The sequence below is a fragment of the Planctomycetaceae bacterium genome (genome assembly GCA_039680605.1).
Lineage (GTDB): Bacteria > Planctomycetota > Phycisphaerae > SM23-33 > SM23-33 > JAJFUU01.
On the sequence record JBDKTA010000042.1, the window covers coordinates 25,838 to 40,492 of the forward strand.

The window sequence follows — 14,655 nt, forward strand, 5'->3', positions numbered from 1 at the left end:
ACACGATCCCCGACTGACGCACAAAAGGGCCGCAAGCGATACCCCTCGCCTGCGGCCCTTTGTCTTGGCGGGATTCAGTCTGGGTTACCTAACCCCGCTCGTGCAGGGCCAGAGCCGCGTTGATCGCCCAGCGGATCTTGCTTTTGTTTCGGCTGTGGGTTATACTTATGGTAGTACTATCAGTATAAGGATTCGCACCATGGCCACAGTCAAAACCGCCATATCGCTGGATGAGAAATTGTTCCGCCGGGCGAATCAGACAGCAAGGAAGATGAAGATTTCCCGCAGCCGCCTGATCGGCTTGGCGCTGCGGGAACTGTTGGAGCACCAGCGTTCTCGGGAGATCATCGCCAGACTCAATGAAGTCTACGGGGAGGGCCTTGGCGAGGATGAGGGCGCCTTTCTCGATGCCGCTTCGCGGCACATGGCTGAATTGACCAGAGATGAGAAATGGTGATTCGCCAGGGTGACATCTTCTGGCTCGATCTTCCCTCTCCATCAGGCAGCGAACCGGGATTCCGGCGGCCGGTGCTTGTGGTGCAGAATGATGACTTCAACGCCAGCAAGATTGCCACGGCTGTCGTCTGCATGCTGACCTCGAATCTCGCGCTGGGTCGCGCCCCGGGCAATGTGGCTCTGGCCAAAGGCGAAGCGAGCCTCTCCAAGCGCAGCGTCGTGAACGTTTCACAGGTTTTGACTGTTGATCGATCCCGCCTGCTGAAGAAGATAGGAACCCTCTCTCCTTCGCGCGTCGAGGAAGTGCTGATGGGGCTGACGATGCTGTTGCGGCCCAGTAAATGACGGCCTGATTCATGCAGCCCCTGCGGCCGCTGGGCGGGTTTCATGGTTGTCATCACGGCGGCGGTCTGACAGAATGAATCTTCTTACCAGGCAGGAATCCATCATGACAGCCAGACTCTGGGCTCTTTGCGTGACATGGGCATTATTCCTGGCGGCCTCGCCGGCGTGGGCGGCCTTGCCGCCGGGGTGCGTCGAGTGGGCCGACAATCCCAACTTCGTCCACCCGCCGCTGGCGTGCATGGAACCGTACAAGCGGTTCGTCGAGTACCCCATCAGCGCCTGGTGCTTCCACGGGATGGAAGACGACAAGAGCCCCTACGCCGAAAAGTTCGTTCGCGACTTCAAGGCCATCGGCTTCAACGTGCTCATTGACGACGAGCGGATTTTGCCCTTCGCCGAAAAAGTCGGCGGCGTGAAGGTGCAGCTTTGCGGCGCGCGGAGCAGCGCCAAGAGCAAGGCCACCTTCTATCAGCCCGCCGAGGTGCTTGACGCGAACTTCTTCAAGAACCCCGCCATCGGCGACCATCCGATGCTGCAGGGCATCATCGTCGGCGACAACGGCGGCGGCTTCGACCCGCGAGAGGTCAACACGGCCGAGTGGCTCAAGAAGGAGCACCCGCACGTCGTGCCCATTATGTCGCTGTATTCCTACAGCCCGCAGCAGGGCAATACGCCGCTGCGCATCCTGCACATGCAGAGCTATCCGTACATGCCCGGACGCCGCGGCTACAGCACCGGCCGGGCGGCGCGGCGCTACTGCGAGCAGCTCGAGCGCGACCGGCAGTTCTGTAACGCCAATGACATGGCCCTGTTCGAATGCTACGCCGGCGACACGACCTTCACCTGCGTGCGATTCCAGATGATGTGCGCGATGGCCTACGGCGCCCAGGGGATCTCGAACTTCTGCTACTCGCCTCATCGCATGCCCGCCTACAAGCCCGACAACCCGCTGGTGCCGCAGTGGTACAAGCTGCACCGATACACCATCGACGTGCTCGGCCGGCACCTCTGGGGCACGCGCAGCATCGAGGTTCTCGGCGGTGAGCACGCCTCCGCCAAGACCTTCGGCCCGGACCAACTCGTCGTCGCAGCCTCCGAAAACCTGATGGCCGGGCTGCTGACGCCCGAGGTCCGCTTCAAGGCCAAGGACACCGCTGTCCCTGAGTACATCCTCGTCGTCGACAAGCGGGTCAACTTCAAGCCATACGAGCCGGACAAGGATCCGCCGGCCCAGGAATCGTCCGTGATGCTGGCGGCGAAGATTCCCGCTGTCGAGGTGCTCGACGCCGAGGCCACGAAGGACGCCAAGATCCGCAAGATCGTACCGGGTTTCAAAGTGCGTTTCACCGCCAGCGGCGGCGAGGCGGTGCTGTTGCGCGCCGCGCCGGACCTGGAGAAACTGCTGGGCGGCAAGGACGCCCTGGCGCTGTATACTCAGATCAACACCGCCCTGGCCGCGGCGATGCAGAAGCCCGATGAGATCGCCAAGGCCGTCGCGGCCGCCAAGGCCGACGCGGCGAAGCTCAGGGGCCTCATGAAAGACGTTGACGCCGCCCAGGCGGCAGACACGCTTAAGCGGCTCGATGCCGCCATCGACGCGGCGAAGTAGCACGGGCGTCTCGCCCGTGCCGTTGAAGAAAAAGCGCAAGCTGACCCGATGGGTGCCACGCACAACTCCGTTGTGCGTGTCCCCGGTCTCTGGCATCAGAGAGCATGGGCGAGACGCCCGTGCCACACAGCAAAGACGAGGTAGTCATGAACAGTTTTCGAACCCTCAGTGCGATTCTTCTCATGCTTTCCTGCGGCCGCGCCTTGGCCGACGACAAGGTTCCCGATGAACCGCCTCCGCCAATGAAGCAATGGCCTGCCGGCTCGGGCGTCAAGGAGTGGAAAGACACCGACTTCGTCCACCCGCCGATCAAGGCCCACGAACTGTATAAGCGGATGCATGAGTTCCCCATCAGCGCCTGGTGCTTCCACGGCCAGAAGGGCCAGTCGCCCTATGCGGAGAAGTACGTGCGCGACTTCAAGGCCGTCGGGTTCAACGTCATGATCGACGACCCGAAGATCATCCCCTTCGCCGAGAAGGTCGGCGGCGTGTGGGTGCAGATCGGCGAGACGCGGACAATCTTCGGCAAGAGCCCGCAGTACCTGGAAGACTATGTCTTCAAGGGCGCCATCGGCGATCACCCGCTGCTGCAGGGCATCATCCTGGGCGACAACGGGCGCGGCTTCGGCGGCAACGAGCGGCGCGTGGCCTCCTGGCTCAAGAAAGACCATCCGCACGTGGCGCCGATCATGTCGATCTATCCCTGCCGCGTGCCGGCAGACACCGACCTGCGCATCCTCCACATGCAGAACTACCCGTACCTGCGCGGCGCCCGCGGCGAAAAGGCCGCCAATGCCTACCTCGGCCAGTGCAACAGCGATCGCAACGTCGCCAACAATAACAAGATGGCCATGTGGGAATGCTACGGCGGCGACGCGCCGTTCAGTTGCGTGCAGTTCCAGATGATCGGCGCCATGGCCTACGGGGCGCAGGGTCTGTCGAACTTCTGCTACTCGCCCCATCGCATGAAAGATTACAAGCCCGACAGCCCGATGATCCCGCAGTGGCATAAGATGCATCAGTACATCATCCACGTGCTCGGCCGCCACGTCTGGGGGCTGCGGTCGATGGACGTGCTGCACTCGGTCTGCGGCGGGGCGCACAAAGGCGCCGGCGTCTACGATGCGGGGCAACTGGTCCTGCGCGGCAGCGAGTTCACCATGGTCGGCCTGCTGACCCCCGAGGCGAAGTTCTACTCCGACAACGCCGCCGACCGTGAGATTCCCGAGTACTTCATGCTCGTCGACAAACGCACCGGCGGCAACATCCCCGAGGCTCGACCGGCGAGCATCATGCTCTCGCCGAAAGTCTCCGCCGTCGAACTCATCGACGCCAATGCGACCAAAGACGCCAAGATCCGCCAGATCGTGCCGGCTTTCAAGGTGCGACTGACCATGGAAGGCAGCTACGGCGTGCTGCTGCGCGTGGCGCCGGACATCGAGACGCTCCTGGGCGGACCCGACGGCGCCAAGCTCTACGCGAAGATCAACACGGCGATGGCCGCCCTGCAAGCCAAAGCCACCCCGCCCGCCCCGGCCGGTCAGACCCGATTGGGCGCCGAAGGCCCGGCCGCCAAGCCCGAAGGCGACCTGCCTCTGGTCAAGGTCAACGCCGCCGAAGTCGACAAGACCATCGCGGCCGTCAAGACCGATATGGCTGAGCTGGCCAAAGCCCTCGACGCCGCCGTCGCCGCAGGCAAGATCAGCAAAGACCAGGCCGTCGATACGCTCAAGCGCCTGGGTGAAGCTATCGACGCCACAGCCGCCGAGGCCAAGGACCCCAAGCCCAGCGCCGCGTGAGTAGCATGGGCGTCTCGCCCATGAGGCGAAGAAGAGACGAAAGCTTGGATCAGACGGGTGCCACGCACAACTCCGTTGCGCGTGTCCCTGACCGTGAAGAGCCAGAGAGCATGGGCGAGACGCCCATGCCACACGGCGAGAGCATGGGCGAGACGCCCATGCCACGAGGAGTCATGATGCAGCATCGCGTAATCGTTATCGGGCTGGTTCTTGCCGCTGCTGTGCAGGCCGCCCCGGCCGGCGACCAGCTGCCTCCCGGCTGCAAGGAATGGAAAGACACCGACTTCGTCCACCCGCCGCTGAAGGTGATGGAGCCGTACAAGCGGATCGACGAGTACCCGGTGGTCGCATGGTGCTTCCATGGGCAGGGGGCCAAGCGCGTGCCCTACGACGAGACGTACGCCCGCAACGCCAAGGCCGCCGGGTTCAACATGCTCATCGACGGCGCGTCGATGCTCGAACCGTGCCGGAAGGTCGGCGGGCTGAAGGTCGTCGTGCCAGCATTCCACCACGGCCCTGACCGGCTTAAGGCCGGCATCTTCGGCCCCCACGGCGACCACCCGTGCCTGGTCGGCATCGTCACCGACGACAACAACCCGCGGATCTATCCCAACGTCATCGAAAACGCCAAGTGGATCACGCAGACCTATCCGCACATCATGCCCTGGGACAGCGAGAACCCCGACCCGCGCACCCAGAGCAAGACCACCATGCGCGTCCTGGGCACGCAGAACTACCCGTTCATGCGCGGCTCGCGGAACCCCGTCGGCGACTACTGCTTCAACTGCTGGGTCGACCGCGACTGGGGCGTCAAGGCCGACATGAGCGTCTGGGAAATCTACTCCGGCGCCAATGCCTTCAACCAGCAAAGCTTCCAGATGCTGGCCGGCCTGGCCTACGGCTCGCAGGGACTGGTGAACTTCGCCTACACGCCGCACCGCGACACGCCTTATCACGGCAAGATGTACCAGCCCGACAGCCCGCTGATCCCGCAGTTCAAGAAACTCCACGACTATATCCGCCTGGTCGTCGGCCGCCACCTCTGGGGCACGCGCTGCATCAACGTGATCCACTCCATCCACGGCGGCGACCACAGCAAGGAGCGCTGGAAGATCCAGGCCCCGACCTTTGCCGCCGACCAGCTCGTCGTCCGCGGCAGCGAGTGGATGATGGTCGGCCTGCTGACGCCCGAGAAGCGATTCCTCGCCAAGGACACGGAAGTTCCCGAGTACTTCCTGGTCATCGACAAGCGCACCAGCGGCGGCGGCGCCCCAGAGCGGCGGGCGGCCTACGTCATGTTCTCCGACCGCACGCCGGTCTTCGAGATGCTCGACGAGACTGCGGTGAAGGACGCCCCCATCCGCAAGCTCGTCCCCGGCTGGAAGTTCCGCATGAACTCCCAGGGCGGTGAGGGCGTCCTGCTGCGCGTCGCGCCGGACCTCGAGCAACTCCTCGGCGGCAAGAAAGGCCTCGCGCTGTACGCGGCGATCAACAAGACGATGGGCCAGTTGCAGTGGAAAGTCTCGCCCCCCTGCCCGGCCGGGCAGAAGATCGAAGAAGACAAGCTCACCCACGTGGCCATTGAGGGCAAGGTGATCGACGCCGCCGTCGCCCAGGCCCGCAAGGACCGCGACGCCCTGGCCAAGCTGCTCGATGCCGCCGTATCGGCCGGAAAGCTCACCAAGGCCCAGACCGACGACACGCTCAAGCGGCTTGACGAGTCCATCGCCGCCACCGCCGCCCAAGCCAAAACCCCGCCAGCCCCGTAGCACGGGCATCTTGCCCGTGGCCTAACAGCGGAACCGCCGGAGAAAAACCTTGTCATAAAGATCCCTTCGCCGCCTCGCTTCGCTCAGCCGCAACCAAAGCGCCTTCTCGCCGCCCGAGCCCAATTCAGTCCCGCCGGCCCCATCGCCACAAGGCGACCCTGGAGTGCGGCTCCGCCAACGGCGCGGACCCGTGAAACAATCTTTGAATTTTCCCAAATGAAATCCGCCCCCGCTGCGTCTCTAATAGGGGAGGCTTGGAGCGGGTACATGCGGAAGCGATGGAAACACATCCTGATTGTTGTGGGCGTCACGGTGGCCGCGGCTGGGGCTGGCACGTGGATGTATGTGTGGTATTACCACCCGTCACCAGGAACGCTTCCGAAGGTTGAGATCGCCGTGCCTGCAGGATTTGACATGGACCTCTCGCATCTTCTGGACTTCGATCTCTACACGCTGTCCCGCGCGCCGGGACAGGCCCACCACAGCAGTCTGGTGATCTTCGTGGGGCAACATCCCCAGACGTTCAGGCCCAGCGCCGGATGGCGCGAAAAGCGAGGCCTTGTGTGCGGCCGCTCCGCTACGTGGTACGCATGGCAGGACTCGCGCGGAATGCTGCGGCAGGAAGCGCACCTGTCCCTGGCGCGCCCCCTGGGCGGGCACCGTATCCACGCGATTATCTCGGCCGATGACCCATCCGAAGTCGAACTTCTTGAGAAGACCGTGCAAGCCGCACGGCTTTCCCCAGGCCCTGTTCCGACGAGGGCCCGTGCAGCGAGCGTATCATGCGCAACATCGGCGACTTCTCCGGCCTCCGCTCCCGCTACGACGCAAGCCTCTCCTCCAGTCGTCACATCCGATGGCACCATTGAGGAGGGAGGTTGATGATGCGGCAGTATGGCATCCACATTCTGGTTCTGCTGGCGGCGGGAATGGCGCCCGGCGGGTGCAGTGCGGTCGCGGATGGGACCTTTCCGTCCGTTGATCTTCTCAAGGCAAAATTGACGCAAGAAGGATATGCGGCCGACGTGAACGAGACGCGCAGTGAGATCGTGGAGTGGCGATCTGTGCGGGTTGTCCGACTAGAGCCCGATGCCGAGATCTACTGCAGCCCTCAGGACCCTGCAAAAGTGGTCGGATTCAAACTGCGGTTCAGGTCGACCGACTCTAAAACTAAAGATGGATTGTCCAAGAGCTACAACTTCGCTCGCGGGCTTGTCCGCGAGACCACGGGCACGGATATCCGCGAGATTCCGCGAAGCGAGTTCGGCCTGCCCCCGCTCTTTGGATTCGTCGGGCGCAACTACCGCGCGTCAGCGGCCACCGACTCGCATGTGGTCACCTGCCTGTTTTACGAAAGGATCGACTACATGTCCTGGGCGGAAGTGACGGTTCTTCAGAAGAAATGGTGATAGGGGCCTGAGCCATGACTCAAGAACAAAGCAAATCGCGATGGACGGTGGTGACGCCGCGGCTGGCGGGGCACATGGCGCTGTGGTTGGGAATCGCCGCCTGTGCGGCACTCTTGGTGCGTGATGGGGTGGGGATTTCATTCATTCTATCAGTGGCAGGAATCGTCACGGGCGCGGCCTCCCTGATCAGCTCGCGCCGCAGTGGAGCGAAAGTGCGGCTGCGGGTGATTGGAATGCTCATCAGTGCCGTGCCGCTGGGCGTGATAGTCGCGCTCATCATAATGCGGCCGCCAGAGCGGGGACATAGACACGTATACTGTCAGATAAATCTGAAGAACATAGGAGGGGCACTGCGGGAATACGAACGGATGCGAGAGGGCATGCCCGGAAAGATTGACGACCTGATCGGCTCGGGCCTGTTGCCGCCAGGCGCCTTCAGTTGCCCTTTCGACAGCGATTGGAGAAATGGGCAGAGCAGTTACTTCTTCTTTCTGAGCGACAAGAACAATCCAGACTCGCTGATCGGTTGCGACCTGAAGACTCACTCCGGCGGAAGGAATGTCCTCACGGCCCCGCACAACGTGTTCTTTCTGAAGCACGAGGAGTTCAATCAGCGTCTGGCCCAGCCGGAAAACGCCGCCTTCGCCGCCGCGCTGCGGGCGTTTGAGGCCAGCGGCGCGAAGCACTTCCCGCTCGACCGGCCGCTGGCGGCATCGAGGCCGTGTGGCGACACTGCGCCGATGGCCGATCGTACGAGCGATAAAGAATAGAGAGGCAGCTATGCAGGAAGCGGGCATGAGTATCAAGAATCGCGCGGGGGCACTTGCGGTCACCGCTCTGGTGGTGGCTGGCATCGGAGTCTTAACGTCGGTCTTCCTGATCGGCATGGTCCTGTCAGCGGTGGCTTTGGTTCTTGGCATCATCGCCATACGCCGAAATGCACGGGCGGGCCGCGCAACGCGGATTCCGTGGGCTGCCGCAACTCTCTCAGCAGCGGGGCTGGTGCTTGGCGCTGTGACCATTGTCCTGGTCGTTATCCCGGCTATCCACGAAGCCCACCATTCGGCCTGCCAGGTCAATTTCAAGGCAATGGGTGCGGGCATCTGGAACTACCAGCGGAGTCGCGGGCATCTTCCCCAGCGTATGTCAGACGTGGTGGAAGGAGGATTTCTCGAACCCCGCGTGTTCGCCTGCATGGAAGACGATTCCTGGCGCGAGGGGTACAGCAGCTATTTCCATTATCTCGACCCTGACCGGCAGGAGCATCCGCCTCAGGCCCTGTTTGCCTGTGACTCTCGTCCTCGCCATAAGAAGGGGCGTAATATCCTTACCATTTGCGGCAATCTCGGTTTCACCGAGGAAGAGGAATTTCAGCAGCTTCTGGCTCGGCCGGAAAACGCCGCCTTCGCCGCGGCGCTGCGGGAGTTTGAGGCCAGCGGGGCCACGCACTTTCCGCTTGATCGGCCGCTGGCGGCTACGAGGCCGGCGCCATGACTGACCCGCAACCGATCGGGGTGCGTCCGGTGATACGCCAGATGAGGCCAAGGGTGCCACGCACAACTCCGTTGTGCATGTCCCCGACCCGTTGGCAGCAGGGGCGGCGAAGATCTCTTCTGCACCCACTCAACGGTTACTATGGCACAAGGCACATTGGCACGCACAACGGAGTTGTGCGTGGCACCCCGGCAGAGTGCTGCTCTGTTTTGCCCAGGCCACCCGCCAGTGGAACTTTGCAGGATCGGCCACATTGACGTAAGATATAAGTATGGCGCGAGTGTATGTTGAGACGACCATCATGAGCTATCTGGCAGCCCGGCCTAGCAGGGACTTGGTGCGCGCGGCCCGTCAGGAAATCACCCGCGAATGGTGGGACAATAGACGCGGACAGTTCGATCTGTATATCTCTCAGTTTGTTCTTGATGAGGCTGGCGACGGAGACGAAACGGCAGCAGCAAGACGGCTTACATTGCTCGATGGAATCTCGCTTCTACCGCTGTCGGATGAGGTCCTTGATACTGCAAGGAGCCTGATCAGTGGCGGAGTGTTGCCGGATAATGCGCAGGGGGACGCAGTCCATATTGCCGCTGCAACTGTGCATGAGATGGATGTGCTTCTGACCTGGAACTGCCGCCATTTGGCCAATGCGGTTATCCTTGGCAACGTCGGCAGGCACCTGCGCAATCTTGGTTACGAAGCCCCGATCATCTGTACGCCGGACGAGCTGTTGGGAGAATGATCATGACGCAAGACCCGATCGTAGATGAAGTCCGCAAGCATCGCCAGGCACGTGCGGCGCGATTCAAGTATGATCTCCGGGCGATGGTGGAAGATGCCCGGAAGCGCGAGGCCAGCGGCGGCCGCCGGATCGTCACGCCACCCAAGCGACAGAAAGCCCGCTAGCCCGCAACTCAAAGCGCTCTCATGCGGCGCCGCGCCTCTTTTGAGTGCGGGGCGCAGCCACCGCTTTGGATGCTGTCTTCTTTATCTCTTTAGCACGCTTCAGCGCGCGTGCCAACGAAAGGATTCCTGGCCTCCGTTTCACCTCTTTGGATGGGTGCCACGCACAACTCCGTTGTGCGTGTCCCCGACCCGTTGGCAGCAGGGGCGGCGAAGATCTCTTCTGCACCCACTCAACGGTTACTATGGCACAAGGCACATGGCACGCACAACGGAGTTGTGCGTGGCACCCGGGCAGAGTGCTCTGTTCTACCCAGGCACCCGCCCACGACAGGTTGCAGTCGTGGCTCTCCGGGCCTTCGGCCCTGCGCGCCACGGCACCCTCGATTCCGGCTGCCCGGTTCCTGACTCCCGGCTCCCGGTTCCCTTATCCCTTCTTCGCATTCCGGCGGGCGGGGCGGTTCTGTTTGGGGTTGGGCAGGATGGGGTACTTCTCGACCTGCGTCAAGACGCACCACTGGGCCAGCAGCTTGCGGTGGCGGTCGATCTCGGCGGCCGTGTTCGCCTCGGCGGCGATGTTCTTCATCTCGCCCGGGTCGGCCTGCATGTCGAAGAACATCTCGGCCTTGGGCCCCTCGTGAAAAACCATGTACTTGTACCTGCCGGTGCGGATCATGAAGCTGCGCGCCTGGCCCACCGCCATCTCGGAGGCGACGTACGCCTGCCCGGGCGCCTTGGGGTCGTCGATCACGCCGCGCAGGCTGCGGCCGCGCGACGCCGGCGGGGCGTCCACGCCGGCGTAGTCGCACAACGTCGGCAGCACGTCCAGGGCGGAAACGAGATGGTTCCTGTCGGTGCGGCCGGCGGGGATCACGCCCTTCCAGCTCATCAGCAGGGGGACGGCGGCCGCGTCATCATAGAAATGCAGCTTGCCCGTCCAGCCGTGGCAGCCCAGCCCCTCGCCGTGATCGCTGGTGAAAACGATCAGCGTGTCCTCTTCCCGCCCGGACTGGCGCAGGGCTTGCAAGAGGCGGCCGATCTGGCGGTCGACATCCTCCATCATTCGATAGTACGCGTAGCGATACCGCCGCCAGCGATGGGCGACCCAGTCGCCATGGCGGGCGCGCCGTGCCTGGGACTGCGGCGTGCCCTGGCTGAGGGCGTGGTTGTCCGGCAGCGGCGGAAGATCGGCCCCGTCCTGGGGCCCGTAGCGAGCCCACAGTTCGTCGGTCAGGTTGTTGGTATTGGCCAGCAGGCAGATGTCGTGCGGGTTGATGAACGACGCCGTCAGCAGGAAAGGCTTGTCCCGCCGGCGGCGCAGGAAACCGATAGCCGCCTGCAGCGTCGACTCGTCGACGACGCGGGCGAGCTTGCCCATGCGCGTGCTCGTGTTGAGCACGTCATAGCCGGCGATGCCGCCCTCGGGATACGGATTGGGCAGGTGCCATTTGCCCGCATACCCGGTGTCGTAGCCGGCGGCGCGGAAAATCTGCCCCGAGATCGGGATCGTGCGGTCGATGGACATGCTGTTGTGGTCGACCAGCAGTTCGTGCGGCGCGCGGGCGGTGTGCAGGGCCGCACGCGACGGGCTGCACAGCGGATACGGGCAGTACGACTGCATGAACGACACGCCGCCGGCCGCCAGGGAGTCCATCGCCGGCGTCTTGACCCAGCGGTTGCCCGAGGCGCTGGTGGCGTCGATGCGCTGCTGGTCGGTGGTGATGATGAGGATGTTCGGCCGCCGCCGCTGCGGTGCCGCGACGGCAAACTGACCCACCGCCAGCGCCGCCGCCCCGGCCGCCGAGGCCCGAATGAACTGCCGCCTGCTGATCTGTTCTTGCATAGCGACCTCTATGGAGTGCGCCGGCCTCAGCCGCCGCTTTGGCAGTTTTCAGCATGCGACAGCGGCTCGATAAAAGCAAGGTGCCTTTGTTCTGCTGCCATCCCGAGCCGATCATTGACATCCGATCGTGCGGGTGCGATATTTCGATGTGGTTGCAGATCAGCCTGATGGGAGAACGCGATGAATGACTCGTCCGAACAGATCGTGCGGTTGTTGACGGAGATCCGGGACGATCAGAAGGCTCTGCTGGAAATCAACGCTCAGGGTCTGGCCATGCAGAAGGAGCAGCGGGCGCTAAATAAAGAGATTCAGGAGAAGACGCTGCAGAGCATGAAGGCATCCGAGTCGCTGCAGTCGCAGACGCAGAAAGCGCTGAAGTTCACCAGGCGAGCGGGGCCCATCGCTTTAGTCATCATGCTGGCGTGCCTGGCCTTCATTATCTTTCTGATCGTTCGATCCTTCTTTCTCCGCTTCTAGAAAGGCAAGAGGAGACCACATGATCCAGCCCGTCGATCCCGATCACGAGCAGAAGTTGCCGTACCCCACGCGGCCGCTCAAAGTGGGCCAGGATGTCGTCGAAGAGTTCATCATTCCGCCGGACGACAAGCAGGCCGTGCTCGAGCAGCTCTACCTCTTCACGCCTGTGCCCTCATTGGATGAGATGATGTTCGACCTTCACGAGGGCAAGCTCTTCCGCGTCGGGGATTTTCGCGTTACGTGGGAGAACGGGCAGAACTGGCTGGTCAGCCCGTACTACCCCACCAGCGGCGGGACGGTCATCGACTGGATGCCTCCCGATTCCGCCGAGGAATAAACCCGAAAGCTTTACATTCGATACATTCGTGCCATTCGTGGACGAATGCTCCCCCCCGTCGCCGCAAGGCGACCCTGGAGTGCGGCGGCGCCGACGCCGCCTTGGATGTTGTTCAATACAGGTTCACCGCAGAAGCTCGCAAACGCTTGAAACCTCCGGGCAGATCAGATGCGGAACGGGCACTTGCATCGCCTCGGGTCTTGCGTTGCCCGAAAAACATCCAGGGCGGCGTCGCTGCCGCCGCACTCCAGGGTCGCCTTGCGGCGACGAGAACAGTAGCCCGCTCTTTCATCATCTTGCACGGGCGGGACGCCCATGCTACGGGGGACGCCCGTGCTACTACGCGTCGTCGGGTTCGGTTTTGCTTGATCCTTTCCAGATATCCACCGGCACGTCGTTGCTTTGGGGTCGGCCGGGCGTGGAGCGGCCGGCGTCTACCAGGCGCTGCAGCAGAGCTGAGAGGGTCTCGACCACGTCGGCGCGCTCGGCATGGAGGTTGGTGCGTTCTCCGGGGTCGGCTTGCATGTCGTAGAGCTGGATCGAGGGCAGGCCCAGTTTGGCGGCCTCGGCGTCGTTGGGCGAGGCCCATCCGCCCGAACCGCCGCAGAGCACGAGCTTCCACTTGCCGCTTCGGATGGCGAACTTGCCGGTGATCGAATGATGCACCACGTGCTCGCGCACGGGGCGGTCTTGCCCTTGCAGCAGCGGCAGGAGGCTGACGCTGTCTTCGCCGGCGGTGTCGGGCAGCGGCTGGGCGGTGATCTGCGAGCAGGTGGCCATCAGGTCGCTCAGGCAGACCGTCTGATCGCACGTCCGCCCGGGCTTGACCACGCCCGGCCAACGCGCAATGAACGGGATGCGATGGCCGCCGTCCCAGGCGTCGGCTTTGTACCCGCGATACTGTGCGCTGGGAAAATGCCCCTTGGCTTCCATCTCGGGCACGCCGATGTAGGGCGCGCAGCCGTTGTCGCTGGCGAACATCACGATGGTATTGTCGGCCGCACCGGATTGCTCCAGGGCGTCCAGGACGCGCCCGACGATGGCGTCGGTCTCCATGACGAAGTCGGCGTAGAGGTTGAGGCCGCTCTTGCCTTTCCATTCGTCGTTGACGGCCAGGGGCGTATGCGGCGAGGTCAGCGGCATGTAGAGGAAGAACGGGTTGGGCTGGCGGGCCTGGCGGCGGATGTAGTCGCCGGCCCGCTGGGCGTAGGTGGGCAGGAGCTGCTCGAAGTTCCAGCCCGCCAGGGCCGGCCCGGGAATGCTGCCCTGATTGTTGCCGATCAGGCGCGCGGGTAGAAACTCCGTCGGGATCCCGACGGTGCGGTCGTTCTCGATGTAGCAGTACGGCGGCCAGTTGGGCACGTCGGTGCCGAAGTAGTAATCGAACCCTCGCGTGGTCGGCCCGCCGGTGGTCGGCTTGGAAAACGCCTCTCGCCACAGGGCCTGCTGCTGCGGGGTCGCCGGCGTGGCGCCCTTGGAACGATCGGGCACGAAATCGATCGTGGGCTCGAACGCCCAGCCCTGCCCCAGGTGCCACTTGCCGATGCAGGCGGTGGCGTATCCGCTCTGCTTGAGCAGCCCGGCGACGGTCAGGCGGTCCGGGGCGATCAGCGGGTCGCCATAGACGCCGACGATCCCGCTCTGCAGCCGCGTTCGCCAGTTGTATCGCCCGGTCAGGACGCCGTATCGCGACGGGCTGCAGACCGCCGACGTCGCATGGGCGTCGGTGAACCGCATGCCCCCGGCGGCGAGGCGGTCGAGATGGGGCGTGGGGATTTTCCCCTGGGGGTTGAAGCACGACACGTCGCCATAGCCCAAGTCGTCAGCCAGAATGTAAATGATGTTCGGTCGGTTATTCGGTTGGCGGTTCATGGCGTTCCTCTCGGTGGCGCAGGAAGGCAGCAGCACACAACCCGCGCCCGCGGCCGCGGCTTTGAGAATGTCGCGTCGGGAAAGAGACATTTCACGGTTCATGTCGTGAGGTCCGGTTGTATGACGGTAAGGATACATCCGCGCGGCGACAGATGAAACCATCTCAATTCGGGGTCGCCATGGCATGTCGCACGGCGTGCCGCCACGAGTGGCATTGTCCTGTCGAAACTTACCCATGGCTGGTCGAAATTCCGGCGGTTCAGGGGCCTTGCCGTATACGCTCAGGCGGCGGCGCGAGGGAGGTTGGGGCCGCAAGCCCAGCGGAGGGCGACACTTGAGGAA

At 63.4% G+C, this 14,655-nt stretch carries 14 protein-coding genes; 12 read left to right on the plus strand and 2 right to left on the minus strand.

The features are described 5' to 3' along the window. The first annotated feature begins 199 nt into the window (after positions 1–199). The 10 genes from ABFD92_12130 to ABFD92_12175 all read left to right on the plus strand — a co-directional run bounded on the left by ABFD92_12130 (position 200) and on the right by ABFD92_12175 (position 9,787). A complete protein-coding gene (locus tag ABFD92_12130) occupies positions 200–457 on the plus strand; it encodes a hypothetical protein (GenBank protein ID MEN6505284.1) in 258 nt (85 codons plus the stop codon). Then, on the plus strand, positions 451–801 hold the full coding sequence (locus tag ABFD92_12135; protein MEN6505285.1) for a type II toxin-antitoxin system PemK/MazF family toxin: 351 nt from the start codon (positions 451–453) through the stop codon (positions 799–801). The genes ABFD92_12130 and ABFD92_12135 overlap by 7 nt, the downstream gene beginning before the upstream one ends. A gap of 103 nt (positions 802–904) precedes the next feature. Further along, positions 905–2,410 carry a hypothetical protein gene (locus tag ABFD92_12140; protein MEN6505286.1) on the plus strand — a complete coding sequence of 502 codons (1,506 nt, stop codon included), beginning with the start codon at positions 905–907 and terminating at the stop codon, positions 2,408–2,410. Between the two features lie 146 nt (positions 2,411–2,556). Then, positions 2,557–4,209 (plus strand): hypothetical protein, encoded by a 1,653-nt coding sequence (locus tag ABFD92_12145; GenBank protein ID MEN6505287.1) that lies wholly within the window; start codon positions 2,557–2,559, stop codon positions 4,207–4,209. Positions 4,210–4,319: 110 nt separating this feature from the next. Further along, positions 4,320–5,978, plus strand: coding sequence for a hypothetical protein (locus ABFD92_12150; protein ID MEN6505288.1), 1,659 nt, complete (start codon positions 4,320–4,322; stop codon positions 5,976–5,978). An 881-nt stretch (positions 5,979–6,859) separates the two neighbouring features. Continuing rightward, positions 6,860–7,387: a hypothetical protein gene (locus ABFD92_12155; GenBank protein ID MEN6505289.1), complete on the plus strand. Its 528-nt coding sequence runs from the start codon at positions 6,860–6,862 to the stop codon at positions 7,385–7,387. Between the two features lie 14 nt (positions 7,388–7,401). Next, positions 7,402–8,157 (plus strand): hypothetical protein, encoded by a 756-nt coding sequence (locus ABFD92_12160; protein MEN6505290.1) that lies wholly within the window; start codon positions 7,402–7,404, stop codon positions 8,155–8,157. Between the two features lie 25 nt (positions 8,158–8,182). Beyond that, on the plus strand, positions 8,183–8,881 hold the full coding sequence (locus ABFD92_12165) for a DUF4190 domain-containing protein (protein ID MEN6505291.1): 699 nt from the start codon (positions 8,183–8,185) through the stop codon (positions 8,879–8,881). 301 nt (positions 8,882–9,182) lie between these two features. Next, positions 9,183–9,623, plus strand: a complete 441-nt coding sequence (locus ABFD92_12170; protein ID MEN6505292.1) for a type II toxin-antitoxin system VapC family toxin — start codon at positions 9,183–9,185, stop codon at positions 9,621–9,623. A 2-nt stretch (positions 9,624–9,625) separates the two neighbouring features. Then, positions 9,626–9,787, plus strand: a complete 162-nt coding sequence (locus ABFD92_12175) for a hypothetical protein (GenBank protein ID MEN6505293.1) — start codon at positions 9,626–9,628, stop codon at positions 9,785–9,787. A gap of 424 nt (positions 9,788–10,211) precedes the next feature. On the opposite strand, the gene ABFD92_12180 is transcribed toward ABFD92_12175, so the two are convergent. Next, positions 10,212–11,627 carry a sulfatase-like hydrolase/transferase gene (locus ABFD92_12180; GenBank protein ID MEN6505294.1) on the minus strand — a complete coding sequence of 472 codons (1,416 nt, stop codon included), beginning with the start codon at positions 11,625–11,627 and terminating at the stop codon, positions 10,212–10,214. Positions 11,628–11,807: 180 nt separating this feature from the next. On the opposite strand from ABFD92_12180, the gene ABFD92_12185 reads away from it, so the two are divergent. Continuing rightward, a complete protein-coding gene (locus ABFD92_12185; protein ID MEN6505295.1) occupies positions 11,808–12,104 on the plus strand; it encodes a hypothetical protein in 297 nt (98 codons plus the stop codon). Positions 12,105–12,123: 19 nt separating this feature from the next. Further along, on the plus strand, positions 12,124–12,441 hold the full coding sequence (locus ABFD92_12190; protein ID MEN6505296.1) for a hypothetical protein: 318 nt from the start codon (positions 12,124–12,126) through the stop codon (positions 12,439–12,441). A 339-nt stretch (positions 12,442–12,780) separates the two neighbouring features. Here the strand turns inward: ABFD92_12190 and ABFD92_12195 are convergent, their stop codons facing one another. Further along, the gene (locus ABFD92_12195) at positions 12,781–14,403 is read right to left on the minus strand and encodes a sulfatase-like hydrolase/transferase (GenBank protein ID MEN6505297.1); all 1,623 of its coding nucleotides are present in this window, start codon (positions 14,401–14,403) and stop codon (positions 12,781–12,783) included. Between the last annotated feature and the right edge of the window lie 252 nt (positions 14,404–14,655).

What these genes read in the sequence shown, in the direction of transcription:
- ABFD92_12130 (MEN6505284.1), top strand. Translation starts at nt 200, where the DNA reads ATGGCCACAGTCAAAACCGCCATATCGCTGGATGAGAAATTGTTCCGC.
- ABFD92_12135 (MEN6505285.1), top strand. Translation starts at nt 451, where the DNA reads ATGGTGATTCGCCAGGGTGACATCTTCTGGCTCGATCTTCCCTCTCCA.
- ABFD92_12140 (MEN6505286.1), top strand. Translation starts at nt 905, where the DNA reads ATGACAGCCAGACTCTGGGCTCTTTGCGTGACATGGGCATTATTCCTG.
- ABFD92_12145 (MEN6505287.1), top strand. Translation starts at nt 2,557, where the DNA reads ATGAACAGTTTTCGAACCCTCAGTGCGATTCTTCTCATGCTTTCCTGC.
- ABFD92_12150 (MEN6505288.1), top strand. Translation starts at nt 4,320, where the DNA reads ATGGGCGAGACGCCCATGCCACACGGCGAGAGCATGGGCGAGACGCCC.
- ABFD92_12155 (MEN6505289.1), top strand. Translation starts at nt 6,860, where the DNA reads ATGATGCGGCAGTATGGCATCCACATTCTGGTTCTGCTGGCGGCGGGA.
- ABFD92_12160 (MEN6505290.1), top strand. Translation starts at nt 7,402, where the DNA reads ATGACTCAAGAACAAAGCAAATCGCGATGGACGGTGGTGACGCCGCGG.
- ABFD92_12165 (MEN6505291.1), top strand. Translation starts at nt 8,183, where the DNA reads ATGAGTATCAAGAATCGCGCGGGGGCACTTGCGGTCACCGCTCTGGTG.
- ABFD92_12170 (MEN6505292.1), top strand. Translation starts at nt 9,183, where the DNA reads ATGAGCTATCTGGCAGCCCGGCCTAGCAGGGACTTGGTGCGCGCGGCC.
- ABFD92_12175 (MEN6505293.1), top strand. Translation starts at nt 9,626, where the DNA reads ATGACGCAAGACCCGATCGTAGATGAAGTCCGCAAGCATCGCCAGGCA.
- ABFD92_12180 (MEN6505294.1), bottom strand. Translation starts at nt 11,627, where the DNA reads ATGCAAGAACAGATCAGCAGGCGGCAGTTCATTCGGGCCTCGGCGGCC.
- ABFD92_12185 (MEN6505295.1), top strand. Translation starts at nt 11,808, where the DNA reads ATGAATGACTCGTCCGAACAGATCGTGCGGTTGTTGACGGAGATCCGG.
- ABFD92_12190 (MEN6505296.1), top strand. Translation starts at nt 12,124, where the DNA reads ATGATCCAGCCCGTCGATCCCGATCACGAGCAGAAGTTGCCGTACCCC.
- ABFD92_12195 (MEN6505297.1), bottom strand. Translation starts at nt 14,403, where the DNA reads ATGTCTCTTTCCCGACGCGACATTCTCAAAGCCGCGGCCGCGGGCGCG.